The sequence below is a fragment of the Telluria sp. PB2R4 genome (genome assembly GCF_059685695.1).
Window position 1 is genome coordinate 713717 of the sequence record NZ_JCASIC010000001.1, and the last position, 12954, is coordinate 726670.

A 12954-nucleotide genomic window follows, 5' to 3' on the forward strand; every position below is an offset into this window, starting at 1 on the left:
CGGCCGCGCGTCCAGATCAATGATGCGCCGCCACAACGCATGCCGGAGTTGAACGCGCGGCCGGCGGAGCCGGCCACCCTACGGAATCACACTTGGGCCGCCACCAGGTCCGCGCTCTCCGGATCATTCACCCGCAAGGCATCCACGAACACCTGCAGCGACGATCCGCAGGCGAACACCAGCACGTCGCCGGGACGGCACAGATCGAGGCCGTGGCGGATCGCCTCGCCGACCTCGATCACGCGGTGCAGCGTGTCGCTGATGCCGGCCGCTTCCTCCGCGCCATCCAGGATCAGGTCGACCGCCTCCCCGACCTCGCGCCCGCGGCTCTGCGATTCATACACCACCAGTTCATCGAAACGCGCACCGCATACGCGCCCGACTTCGCGCAGGTCGTCGTCGCGGCGGTCACCTGGCGCCGTGACGATGCCCACCAGTTGCCCCGGCAGCAGCGCGCGCGCCATCTCGGCCATGGCCTTGTAGGCCGCCGGATTGTGCGCATAGTCGACGATCACGGTCACGCCGCGGATATCGAACATATTGGTGCGCAGGGGATTGGTGCGGCCGTTCGATACGAAGGTCGACAGGCCGGTGGCGATCTGCATATTGGTAAAGCCGGAGGCCATCAGGGCCGCCGCCGCCGCCAGGCTGTTGGCGATGTTGAAGCGCGCACGCCCGCCGAAAGCCACCGGCATGCTCTCGACCCGTACCAGTTCCTGGTGCAGGTTCTCGTCGGCGACCACCACCGCATTGTCCTGCAGGTAGACGCCGCGCCCGCCGTCTTCCAGGTGCTTCAGGAACACCGGGTTTTCCGGATCCATCGAGAAGTACACGATCTCGGCTTCCGGCTTGGCGCGCCGGCCCATGGCCACGCATAGCGGGTCCTCGGCGTTGAGCACCACCGCTTTCGAGGCGGAGGTCGCCACCACCGCCTTGACCTGGGCCAGGTCTTCCACCGTGTCCACGCCGTCCAGGCCGAGGTGGTCGGCCGCGATGTTCAGCACCACGCCGACGTCGCAGCGATCGAAAGCCAGGCCGCGTTTCAGGATGCCGCCGCGCGCCGTTTCCAGCACCGCGAAGTCGACGTCCGGCGAACCGAGCACGGTGCGCGCCGACCAGTAGCCGGTGCAGTCGCCCTTGGCCACCTGCTTGCCGTCGATGAACACGCCCTCGGTGGTCGTCACGCCGGCGACCTTGCCAGCCAGCCGGACGCTGTGCGCGATCAGGAGCGTCGTGGTGGTCTTGCCGTTGGTGCCGGTCACGGCGACGGTCGGGATGCGGCCGTCCGAGTCGCCCATCAGGCCCTGCACGATGGCGTCGCCTGCATCGCGCGGGGCGCCGCTGCTCGGGTACTGGTGCATGCGGATGCCGGGCGCGGCGTTCACTTCGATGACCGCGCCGCGCTGGGCGTCCAGCGGCAGCGCGATGTCGCGGCACACGATGTCGATACCGGCGACGTCCAGGCCGATCTTGGCGGCCGCGCGCACGCACAGCAGCCGGGTCGATTCCGGCAGCAGGTCGGTCACGTCTTCGGCGGTGCCGCCGGTGGACAGGTTGGCATTTCCGCGCAGCTCGGCGGCAACGCCCAGCGGCAGCACGCTGTCCGCCTCGAAGCCCTGCTTGCGCAGCATGTCTTCGGCATGCGCGTCGAGCGCGATCCTGGTGAGGATGTTGGTGTGGCCGGACCCGCGCGCCGGGTTTGCGTTCTCGCGCGCGACCAGTTCGCGGATGCTCGCAATGCCGTCGCCGACCACGTGGGCCGGACGGCGGTACGACGCCGCCGCAACCTGGCCGCCGGCCACCAGCACGCGGTAGTCGCGGCCTTCGACGAAGCGTTCGACGATGATGCGGCGGCCGTACTGGCGTGCGAACGCGAAGGCGCGCGCCACCTGTTCGTCATCGCGGCAGTCGACCGTGACGCCCTTGCCCTGGTTGCCGTCGAGCGGCTTGAGCGCCACCGGCGCCTTCATGCGCGCGGCGGCGCGCTGCGCCTCTTCCACCGAACTGACCACGACGCCTTCCGGCACCGGCACGCCGGCTTCCTTGAGCAGGGTCTTGGTCAGCTGCTTGTCGCTGGCGATCTTGACGGCGATGAAGCTGGTATCGCCGGTGGTGGTCGCCTGCAGGCGCTTCTGCTTCGCCCCCCAGCCCAGCAGGAACAGGTTGGCGTCCTCGGTGATGCGCTGGGTCGGAATGCCGCGCTCGTGCGCGGCGGCCAGTACTGCCGCGGTGCTGGTGCCGATCGCATGGCGCGCCGCGATCGCACCCAGCTCCTCCAGGCGCGAGGCCAGGTCGCCGTCTTCTCCATTGGCCAGGGCCGCGACCAGGTCCACCGCCAGCTGGAAGGCCGGCTGCGCCAGGCTTTCCGACTGGTAGGCGCACACCACGCGGAACACGCCCGGGCGGCCGGCGACCGGACGGGTGCGTCCGTAACTCGCCGGGGCGCCGGCCAGCGTCTGCAGTTCGAGCGTGACTTGTTCGATCACGCGCCCCAGGTAGGTACCTTCGCGCAGGCGCTGGGCGAAGCCGCCACGCTGCCCCGTCGGCAGCAGCTGCCCCTGCAGCGAAGGCAGCGCCTCCAGGAGCGCGTCGTTGAAACCGGGCAGGTCTTTTGAAGAGACCCCGTACAGGTTCTCCAGGTCGATCACACTCAGCAGACAGGGCGAATCGGCGTGGACGTTCGGTCCGCGCAGGAAGCGTTGTTCCAGGATTTGCACGAATATATCCTTGTAATAATCATTATCGGCGCACCAGGCAATGGCCAGGTGCGCAGTGGATCAGGCGTCGAACAGGCGCGTGTACATGCGGGTGGCCATCAGGCCCACCGCGGTGTGGTGGATGTCGGGCGACAGCAGGCCGCCCAGCAGGTCCATGGCTTCCTGCTTCCCGGCAGCTGCCGCCACCTGCTCCTCGAGCAGCCGCAGTTCGTTGTCCGGCGCCTCCAGGCGCGGGTGGCGGCGGATCAGGCCGCGCTCGGGGAAGCCGGCGCTGCGGTCGAGCTGCTGGCCCAGGTTGTCCAGGGTGCGCTGGCGTGCGCGCCAGGTCAGCATGCGCGGCCCCTCGGCGCGCTGGCCGCCGGGTGGCGACATGATCCAGTCGCGCAGCACCTGCTGCTCGTAGGCGTTGAAGACGCCGAACATCTCGGCCTTCTCGCCATGCACCAGGCGCCAGAAGCGGCTGTGCTCGACGTCCTCGCCGCGCTTGATCCAGCCGGCCCCCTCCAGCGCCGACAGGAAGTCGGGGATCTGCGACGGCGTGCCCAGCCAGTCGTTGACCGAGCGCCCGGCGACGCGGCAGTAGTCCGAGTGCATGTTCTTGCCGACGCTGCTCTTGGCGGCGAGGATGGCCACCAGCTCGGCCTGCAGGTCGAAGGCGGCGATGCAGGAGGTGGTGCTGGCGCCGATGTCGTTCAGGCGGTAGCCGTCCAGCACGCGGCGGTAGAAGGCGTCGCGGTCGCCCACGCGCGGCATCAGGTTCGTCAAGGCCTGCACCGCCTTCTGGGCGTGGCCGCTGGCGGCGTTGTCGACGGTGACGTGCAGCGTGAAGTAATACGGATCGACGCCGAACTCGTTCAGCTCGTACGAGGTGATGAGCAGGTGCAGGGGCAGCTGCTCGTAGCCGAGGTTGTAGCCGATGACTTCGGGCAGGAAGTGGTCGGTGTTATGGCCGAGCGCGAGCTGGATCGCGCCCTGCACGAAGTGCTCTTCGTCGAGCTGCTCCCAGCCTTCGCAACCGTGGGTTGCCAGCAGCTTGCGGTAGATGGTGACGTGGTTCTTGCTGGGCGCGCCCTCGCCCAGCTCTTCCAGGTAGGTCTTGATCAGTTCGTGGTAGGCCGGGTTGTCCCAGTGTTTCAGCAGGCCATACAGCCAGGCGCCGTCGACCAGTTTGGTCGGCGCGACGGTCTTGATGAAGTTCAGTGCGTGCGCGCGGCACGAGAAATAGCGGCGCGGGGCGCCGTTCTTGCGCGCGGCCAGGTAATCACGGTACTGCGCGCCGACGGCGTCGGTGCGTTCCTCGACCCAGGCCGGAAGTTCGTTGATCGTCGGCGGCAAGTCTGCCGGCAGGTCTTGGACGGCTGCAATCTGATCGGCGATATAGGCACGCGCTTGTTCCGTGTGCGCATGCGGATTGTCGTACAGCGAAAAGTACAGCGCTTTCGAACGTTCCCGGGTGGCGGCAACGCCTGTGACGGCGACGTTGGTGGCGTCTGCTAACAACATGGAGTTCATGGTCTCGATCGTATCGTTGGTCTGGTGGGACGATCGCAACATTATCCGGACTGAACTATTTATCGAGAAGAGGTACCCGCCCTGTGAGGATGTAAGAAAGGGATTACAAAATGACAAAAGCTGGACAGTTAAAATCCTGCCAAATCGTCAAGGATTCGACTGGACATCCATCCCCCGTCGCACATCGTGCGCCTCGCTATCCCCTTTTGCGATCGCCTCTTCGACTTGCTCGCGCTGCTTCTCGACGGTGTGCGGCGGCAGCGGCGGGATGTTCGGATCCACCACTACTTCGAGCACGAAGGGCCGGGCACTGGCCAGCGCCCGGTCCCAGGCGGCGCCCAGTTGCTCCGGGTCGTCGACCCGCTCGCCATCCAGACCGAGCATGCGGGCATAGTCCGCGTAGCGGAAATCGGGAAGCTGCTGCGAGGGCTGGTACTTCGGCTCGCCCTGCATGCCGCGCTGTTCCCAGGTGACGAAATTCAGGTCGCGGTTGTTCAGTACCAGCACCACGAAAGTTGGGTTGGACCAGGACCGAGCCTGCCAGTGCCACGCGACCGACATCAGGCCGTTGATGCCGTTCATCTGCATGGCGCCATCGCCGGCCAGCGCGATCACCGGGCGGTCGGGGTGCGCCAGCTTGGCTGCCAGCGCATACGGCACGGCCGAGCCCATGGTCGCCAGCGTGCCGGACAGCGAGGCCAGCATGCCGGGTCGGACCTGCAGGTGCAGCGCGTACCATGCCGCCACCGAACCGGAATCGCCGGCGAGAATGACGCCATCCGGCAGGCGCGGCGACAGTTCGGTGAAGACGCGCTGCGGGTTCACCGGCTCGGCCGGCGCCAGCGCCTTGTCGGCGAGCTGGCGGCGGCTGGCCAGCGTATCGCGCTCGATGCGCGCGCGCCAGCTGCGGTCCTGCTTGCGCTCGAGGCAGGGAATCAGGGCGGCCAGCGTGGCCCTGGCGTCGCCCATCAGCTTGGCCTCCATCGGATAGCGCAGGCTCAGCAGGCGGCCGTCGATGTCGATCTGCACGCCGCGCGCCTGCCCTTCCGGCGGCAGGAATTCGGCATAGGGGAAGCTCGAGCCCACCATCAGCAAGGTATCGCAATCCTGCAGCATGGCATTGCTGGCCTCGGTGCCGATGATGCCGCACGATCCGGTGACGAAAGGCAGCCCGTCCGCGAGCACCGCCTTGCCCAGCAGCGCCTTGGCCACGCCCGCGCCCAGTAGTTCGGCCACCTGGGTGAGCTCTTCGTGCGCGCCCTGGGCGCCGGCGCCGCACAGGATCGCCACCTTGCTCCCGGCATTCAGGATGGCGGCCGCTGCGCGCAGCGCGTCCTGCGGCGGGACCAGCGCGCGGCTGGCCGCCCCGATGCCGCTGAAGGTGTAGCCGTGCTCGCGCCGCGGCATCGGCACCGCCTCTTCTTCCTGCACATCGTTCGGCAGGATCACGCAGGTGACGCAGCGCTCGCTCTGGGCGATGCGCATCGCGCGGTCGACCAGGTGCCGCACCTGGTCGCTTGTGGCCGCCATGTGCACGTAGTCGCCGGCGACGTCCTTGAACAGGGCCATCAGGTCGACTTCCTGCTGGTAGTTTGCGCCGAGCGCGCTGCGCTTCTGCTGGCCGACGATGGCCACCACCGGCTGGTGGTCGAGCTTGGCGTCATACAGACCATTGAGCAGGTGGATCGCCCCCGGACCGGAGGTGGCCAGGCACACGCCCACCTCGCCGGTGAACTTGGCATGGCCGCAGGCCATGAAGGCCGCCATTTCCTCGTGCCGGGTCTGGATGAACTCGACGCCCTGCTGGCGCCCGAAGGCGGCCATGATGCCGTTGATGCCATCGCCCGGATAACCGAAGATGCGCCGCACGCCCCATCCGTGCAGGCGTTCGAGCAGGAAGTCGCCGACCGTTGCCATGCCATCTCCTCGTTAAAGACGGGCGCCGAGCGCCACGTCGCCGACCAGTTGGCCGGCGGACAGACGGACCGGCACCGCGCCCGCGGCCAGCATGCGGGCAATGGCGCGGTCGCCGTCCCCGGGCGCGACGTCGACCGCGCGGGTTGCCTCGAGCACCAGCAGCACCTCGAAGCCGGCGTCGATCCCGTCCAGCACCGTGTTCAGCACGCAGTAGTCGGTGGCCAGGCCGCAGATGGCCAGCCGGGTGATGCCGTCGGCGCGCATGGCGCGCGCCAGGCCGGTGCCGCTGAAGGCGGAATAGGCGTCCTCGGACGCGCTGAGCGCCTTGGAAATCACGATCGCTTCCTCGGGCAGGCGCAGGGCTTCGCTGAACAGCGCGCCTTCGGAGGCAGCCACGCAGTGCGGCGGCCACGGTCCGCCCTGGGCAGTGAATGAACAGTGGTCGTCCGGGTGCCAGTCGCGCGAGGCGTAGAGCGGCAAGCCGCGCCCGTGATACAGGTCGATCAGGGTGTTGACCGGTTCGACGACGAGGTCGCCGCCCGGCACCGCGAGGGCGCCGCCGGGCAGGAAGTCGTTCTGCATGTCGACGATCAGGAGGGCGTCGCCCTTGCCGAGCACGATGGCGCTCATGGAAGCATGCTCCTTGACGGCCGCTGCCCGGGATGGCCAGCGATCGACGCCAGACTACCACGGCGGCGGCATGGGCGCCGCCATGCAAAAACGCCCGGCCACTTGCGTGACCGGGCGTCCAGGGACGGTATTAACCCGCGGTTTGCCGCTACTTACTGCTGCTTGCCCAGCAGCGAGCGCTGGCGCGCGTACAGGAAGTACACCGCCAGGCCGAGCAGCAGCCAGATGCCGAAGGCCACCCAGGTGTGCCAGCTCAGGAAGGACATCAGGGCCAGGCAGAAGATGATGGCCAGCGCCGGGATCACCGGCACGCCAGGGCAGCGGAAGGCGCGCGGCAGGTCCGGGCGCTTCTTGCGCAGGATGATCACGGCCAGCGATACCAGCGTGAACGCGGCCAGGGTGCCGATGTTGACCAGCTCGGCCAGCACATTGAGCGGCACCACGGCGGCGATCAGGCCGAACACGATGCCGACCATCCAGGTGGCGAAGTACGGGGTGCCGTATTTCGGATGCACTTCCGATAGCTTGGCCGGCAGCAGGCCGTCACGCGACATCGCGAACAGGATGCGGGTCTGGCCGTAGGCCATCACCAGCATCACGGTGCTCATGCCCAGGATCGCGGCCAGGTCGACGAAGCCGGCGACCCAGTCCTGGCCGGCGTACTGCAGGGCCAGCGAGACCGGGTGGTCGACGCCCTTGAAGTTCATGAAGGGCACGATGCCGGTCATGATGGCGGCGACGATCACGTACAGCACGGTGCAGACCGCGAGCGAACCGATGATGCCGATCGGCAGGTCCTTGGACGGGTTCTTGACTTCCTCGGCGGCCGAGGTGACGGCGTCGAAGCCGATGAAGGCGAAGAACACCAGCGCCGCAGCGCTCATCACGCTGCCGAAGCCGAAGGGCATGAAGGGCTGCCAGTTTTCCGGCTTGACGTAGTTGACGCCGACCACGATGAACAGGATCACGACGCCGGTCTTGATGATCACCATGACGTTGTTCACGCGCGCCGATTCGCGCACGCCCATCGACAGGACCCAGGTCAGGAAGATCATGATCAGGAAGGCCGGCAGGTTGATCAGGGTGTCCACGCCCGGCTGTGCGCCCGGGGCCGCGCGCAGCGCTTCCGGCAGCACGAAGCCGAAGCCTCCCATCAGGGACTGGAAGTAGCCCGACCAGCCCACCGCGACGGTCGAGGTGGCGAGGCCGTATTCGAGCAGCAGGTCCCAGCCGATCATCCAGGCGACGATTTCGCCGAGGGTGAAGTAGCTATAGGTGTAGATCGAGCCGGCCACCGGCACACTCGAGGCGAATTCGGCATAACACAGCGCAGCGAAGCCGCAGGCCAGCGCGGCGATACAGAAGGAGAGCGTGAGGGCCGGACCCGCGGTGACGGCGCCGGTGCCGGTAAGGACGAAGATGCCGGTACCAATGATGGCGCCGATGCCCATCAGGACGAGGTCGAACGGGCCCAGCACTTTCTTGAGGCCGCCCGGCTTCTGCGCCGCTGCGACCATCGTGTCAAGATTCTTGGTTCTAAAAAGACTCACTACTTGTTCTCCAATCAAAAAATAGTATGGTTCCGCGTCTTGTGTATGCCGCTGCACTGTATGCCTAGCGCGCCGCCATCCGGCCGGTGGACCGGATGCCTGATTCGTGAACCGACTTCCGTCTTGTTTTGCTGCCTGTTGCTTACCCTTCTCAGACCGCCGATGCTCCGGCGGCCGCAGACCCGACATTATCACCAGATTGCTGGTCGGAATCAAAGTAAAGTAATGAAAAGCGAATAATTCTTTTATTTCAATCAAAAAACCACGGGCGTTGTGTATTCGCCGTGGCCGCTTTTCACTGCTTGATTTCCGCAAATCAACAGAAGATAATCGGGCGTCGCCGCATTCAGCGGTGACGAGCGCCCGGCCTCGACGCCGTGCACCCCACCTACGCGGCAGGCTGAGCACGATGACGACCCCACTGGCATCCCGCAAGGCGATGCAGGCCTGGCGCAGGGCCCTGCCGGCACTGCTGCTGGTGCTGGCGTCCGCCGCAGCGGCGCCAGCGGCGCTGGCCGCTCCAGGGCCGGTCGGCAGCGAACTGCGCCTGCGCGAACTGGCCCGGCTGGCGGAGCGCAGCAATCCCGACGCGCGCGCCCGCCTGCTCGGGGAAGCGCCCGCCTTCACCGAGGGCGCCCCCTACGCGCTGCATGTCGACTACCTGCGCCTGCTGCGCCGGATTCACGGCGACGCCGGACAGCTGGCCGACGCCTACGCGGTGGACGAACGCATCATCCGCCTGGCCGGCGAGCGGCAGGACGCCCTGCAGCTGGCCCTGGCCAGCCTCGGGCGGGTCCACCGGCGCCTCAACGACAACGATCCGGCTGCCGCGATGGCCCTGCTGGAAAGCCTGAACGCCCAGTATCGCGAGCTTCCCGGCACCGAGTTCGCGGCCAACGCCGAAGTCGCCTACGGCGCGATCTACAACACCACCGGCCAGCACGACCGCGCCCTCGCCCACTACCTGCGCGCGCTGGAACTGGTGCAGCGCACGCCCCAGCCATGGAGCCCGCGCGAAGCCGACGTGCGCCTCGCCCTGGCGCGCCTGTACGTCAACAGCGGCAATGCCGCCAAGGCGCTCGAGACCACCCGCGCCTACCGCGAGGCGCGCAGCGGCGGCAAGCACGGCAGCGCGGGCGCGGACGGCGCCATCCCGCCGCGGGTCCAGGCCTCGATGTACTTCCTGGACGGGCGCGCCTATGTGTCGCTGGCCCAGCTGCCGCAGGCGCACGCGGCCTTCGACCGGGCGCTGGCGCTGGCGCGCAAGAACGGCCTGCGCTGGATCGAAGCCAATGTGCTGGGCAACGTATCCGATGCCTTCCTGCGGGCGCAGCGCTACGTCGAGGCAGAAGGGGCCGCACGCGCCGCGGTAGCGCTGTCCGAGGCGGTGACCGACCAGAGCATCATCCAGATGGTCTACGCCAACCTCGGCTTCGCCCTGTTCGGCCAGGGCCGCATGGCCGAAGGCACGGTGTATATCGACCGCACCGCGCAGGAACTGCGCAAGGCCGGCGCCATGCTGGCGGTGTCGAATATCCTGGCCGAGAAAGGCGAAGCCCTGGAACGGGCCGGCCTGCACAAACAGGCGCTGCAGACTGTGCGCGAGCGCGAGAAGATCCAGGAATCGCTGGAACTGGAGCGCCGCAACAAGGCCTTCGCCGCCCTGCAGGAAGGCTTCAACGCCAAGCAGCGCGCCGCCCAGATCGAGCACCTGCGCCAGGAGAACGCCGTCAAGGACGCCGAGATCGATAACCGCAACCTGCGCCTGGCGCTGGCCTCGCTCGGGGCGGCGATCGCCATGGTGGTGTCGGGCTTCGTCACCATGCTGTACCGGAAATCGCAGCGCAACTCGCGCCGCCTCGCAGAACTCAACGCCGAGCTGGCCTACCACTCGGCGCACGACCCGCTAACCGGCCTGTTCAACCGCCGATCCTTCGTCGACCGCATGCACGCCCAGCAGGCGGCCCCGGACGACTGTTTCACCCTGCTCGACATCGACCACTTCAAGCGCATCAACGACCAGCACGGCCACGCCGCCGGCGACGCGGTGCTGGTCGAGGTCGGGCGCCGCCTGAACGGGGTTGTGCGCGAGTCGGACATGGTGCTGCGTTGGGGCGGCGAGGAATTCCTGGTGTATTCGCGGGGCGTGAGCGAGGCCCGGCGCCCGCTGCTGGTGCAGCGCATCCTGAACGCGATCGCCGGCGCCCCGGTGGTGCTGGAAGACGGCAGCGCACTGCAGGTGAGCGCCACCGCCGGCGCGGTCTCGCTGCCGCTCGGTACCGTCGACAAGCGCGACGACGCATTCGGCTGGGAACAGGCGATCGCGCTGGCCGACCGTGCGCTCTACCAAGGGAAGGAGGCGGGCCGCAACCGCGGCTTTATCGTCGAAGGGATCCAGGGCGCCGGGGCTTCAGCCCGGGGCCAGGAGCGCAAGCTCCAGCTGAACCTGGTGCTGCCGGACATGGACTGGAAACCCTCACTGTAGGGTGGGCGGCTTGCGACCTGGTCCACTGGACCAGATCACCCCACGCGTCCAACCAGCCGGACCATTTTCGCGAAGCACGCTGCAGCTATCACCGCGTGGGCGGGAGACCCGCCCACCCTACGCCGTGCGGCTGAGCGCCCCACGCCCGGCCATCGCCACCACGACCTGCAGCAGCACCGACGGACGCAGCGGCTTGGCCATGTATTCGTCGTAGCCGGCTTCCAGTGCGCGCTGCTGGTCTTCGCGGCGCGAGAACGCCGTCAGCGCGATCGCCGGCAAGGCGGCCAGGGTGCGGTCGTGCCCGCTGCGAATACGGCGGATCAGCTCGAAGCCATCCATCAGTGGCATGCCGATGTCGCTGATCAAGAGGTCGGGCAACTCGTCCGCCGCCACGCGCAGGGCCTCGGCGGCACCCGTGGCAGTAAGGATCCGGGCGCCGGTCTCGGCCAGCACCTGCTGCACCAGCTCCAGCGAATCGGGCTCGTCGTCCACCACCAGCACCGTCACGCCCGCCAGGCCGCCGGCGCCGGCGGCCGCGCAGGGTGCCGGAGCGTCGCCCCCCGAGCCGGCCGCCGGCGCCGCGGCCGGCTCGGCCACCGGGGCGTCCTGGTGGATCGGCAGGTGCAAGGTGAAGGTGGCGCCACGCCCCACCCCGCTGCTCGCAACCGTGATGGCGCCGCCCTGCAGTTCGACCAGCTGGCGCGCGATCGACAGGCCCAGCCCAAGGCCGCCATGGCGCCGCGCGGACGAGGAATCGGCCTGGCGGAAGCGGTCGAATACAAACGGCAGGAACGCGGGATCGATGCCGATGCCGGAGTCGGCGACGTCGATCGCCACTTCCCCGCCTTCGCGCCGTACACGCACGGCCACGCGTCCGCCCGGCTCGGTGAACTTGATCGCGTTCGATACCAGGTTCGACATCACCTGCTGCATCCGGCCCGGATCACCCAGCACCGGACCGGCGTCGTAGTCGACCTCGGCCACCAGGTGGATCTGCTTGCCGACCGCCGCCGGGCCCGCGGTCTCGAGCGCGGCGTTGACGAATTCGGACGGTGTCACGACACGGGCTTCCACTCTTATTTTGCCGGCGATCAGCCGGCTCATGTCGAGCATGTCTTCGATCAGCTGCGACTGGGCGCGCGCATTGCGTTCGATGGTTTCCAGGCCGCGGCGCAGCATCGCTTCGTCGCGCGCTCCCTGCAGCAGCAACTGCGACCAGCCCAGCATCGCATTGAGCGGGGTGCGCAGTTCGTGCGACAGCGTGGCCAGGAACTCGTCCTTCTGCTGGCTCAGTTGCTCGGCCTCGACCCGCGCCTTCTGTTCGCGCAGGTACAGCTCCTGGCGCTCGGCCGCGGTTTCCAGCGAGGCCGCCAGGGTGCGGTTGCGCGACTCGAGGCGGGTGTCGAAGACCGCGGCCAGCAGCGCGATGCTGAGCACAGCGAAGGCCGCCACCGCGACCAGGATCGCCAGGTGGTCCTGGTTGACGCCGTTGCCGGCGGCGCGGCAGACGCTGGCCGCGTCGAAGTGGGCCGCGGCCATGCCGGTGTAGTGCATGCCGGCGATCGCGCCGCCCATGAGGATGGCGGCGCCCAGTTGGACCAGGCGCGGGTGTCTGACGCTTTCATTGAGCTTGAAACCGATCCACAGCGCGCCTGCGGAAGCGCCGATGGCGATCGCCACCGAGGCCAGGAACAGCCAGGGATCGTAGGTGATGGCGGGGTCCATGCGCATGCCGGCCATGCCGGTGTAGTGCATGGCGTTGATGCCGAGCCCCATGAGCACTGCACCCCAGGCCAGGTGGCGCCCGCCCAGCTCGCGGTGGCGCAGCTGCCACAGCGCCATGCCGGAAACGACCACCGGCAGCAGCCAGGAGATGAAGGTGATGACCGGATCGTAGGCCAGCGGCATCGGCAGGCGGAAGGCCAGCATGCCGATGAAGTGCATGGCCCAGATGCCGCTGCCCATGGCGAAGGCCCCGCCGGCCATCCAGGCGTGCGGCGCGTAGCCGTGCGACTGCTTGACCCGCATCGCGAGGCTCAGTGCCGTATAGGACGCAAAGATCGCCGCCAGGATCGAGAGCAGCACCAGGGATGGTTCGTAATGGCCGATCAGCATAGGAGGCAGATGAAATCCCTTCATGTCC

Annotated in this window: 7 protein-coding genes; 1 reads left to right on the forward strand and 6 read right to left on the reverse strand. The window is 68.0% G+C overall.

Features of this window, described 5'->3' with window-relative positions; genetic code table 11:
• Positions 1–86 precede the first annotated feature (86 nt).
• The 5 genes from cphA to bcaP form a co-directional block, all read right to left on the reverse strand.
• Complete coding sequence (cphA, locus tag AC56LU_RS03120; protein WP_497174129.1) at positions 87–2717, reverse strand: cyanophycin synthetase; 2631 nt, start codon at positions 2715–2717, stop codon at positions 87–89.
• A gap of 60 nt (positions 2718–2777) precedes the next feature.
• Complete coding sequence (locus AC56LU_RS03125) at positions 2778–4271, reverse strand: iron-containing redox enzyme family protein (RefSeq protein WP_497174130.1); 1494 nt, start codon at positions 4269–4271, stop codon at positions 2778–2780.
• Positions 4272–4376: 105 nt separating this feature from the next.
• A complete protein-coding gene (locus tag AC56LU_RS03130; RefSeq protein WP_497174131.1) occupies positions 4377–6146 on the reverse strand; it encodes a thiamine pyrophosphate-requiring protein in 1770 nt (589 codons plus the stop codon).
• Between the two features lie 12 nt (positions 6147–6158).
• Complete coding sequence (locus tag AC56LU_RS03135; RefSeq protein ID WP_497174132.1) at positions 6159–6776, reverse strand: isochorismatase family protein; 618 nt, start codon at positions 6774–6776, stop codon at positions 6159–6161.
• 152 nt (positions 6777–6928) lie between these two features.
• Positions 6929–8326: a branched-chain amino acid transporter BcaP gene (gene bcaP, locus AC56LU_RS03140; RefSeq protein ID WP_497174133.1), complete on the reverse strand. Its 1398-nt coding sequence runs from the start codon at positions 8324–8326 to the stop codon at positions 6929–6931.
• 409 nt (positions 8327–8735) lie between these two features.
• Between bcaP and AC56LU_RS03145 the strand changes: the two genes are divergently transcribed.
• Positions 8736–10811: a diguanylate cyclase gene (locus tag AC56LU_RS03145; protein WP_497174134.1), complete on the forward strand. Its 2076-nt coding sequence runs from the start codon at positions 8736–8738 to the stop codon at positions 10809–10811.
• Positions 10812–10928: 117 nt separating this feature from the next.
• On the opposite strand, the gene AC56LU_RS03150 is transcribed toward AC56LU_RS03145, so the two are convergent.
• On the reverse strand, positions 10929–12950 hold the full coding sequence (locus AC56LU_RS03150; RefSeq protein WP_497174135.1) for an MHYT domain-containing protein: 2022 nt from the start codon (positions 12948–12950) through the stop codon (positions 10929–10931).
• Between the last annotated feature and the right edge of the window lie 4 nt (positions 12951–12954).

Excerpts from the sequence above, each read along its gene's own strand:
- AC56LU_RS03150 (WP_497174135.1), bottom strand. The coding sequence starts at position 12,950 with ATGAAGGGATTTCATCTGCCTCCTATGCTGATCGGCCATTACGAACCA.
- AC56LU_RS03125 (WP_497174130.1), bottom strand. The coding sequence starts at position 4,271 with ATGTTGCGATCGTCCCACCAGACCAACGATACGATCGAGACCATGAAC.
- AC56LU_RS03145 (WP_497174134.1), top strand. The coding sequence starts at position 8,736 with ATGACGACCCCACTGGCATCCCGCAAGGCGATGCAGGCCTGGCGCAGG.
- AC56LU_RS03130 (WP_497174131.1), bottom strand. The coding sequence starts at position 6,146 with ATGGCAACGGTCGGCGACTTCCTGCTCGAACGCCTGCACGGATGGGGC.
- AC56LU_RS03135 (WP_497174132.1), bottom strand. The coding sequence starts at position 6,776 with ATGAGCGCCATCGTGCTCGGCAAGGGCGACGCCCTCCTGATCGTCGAC.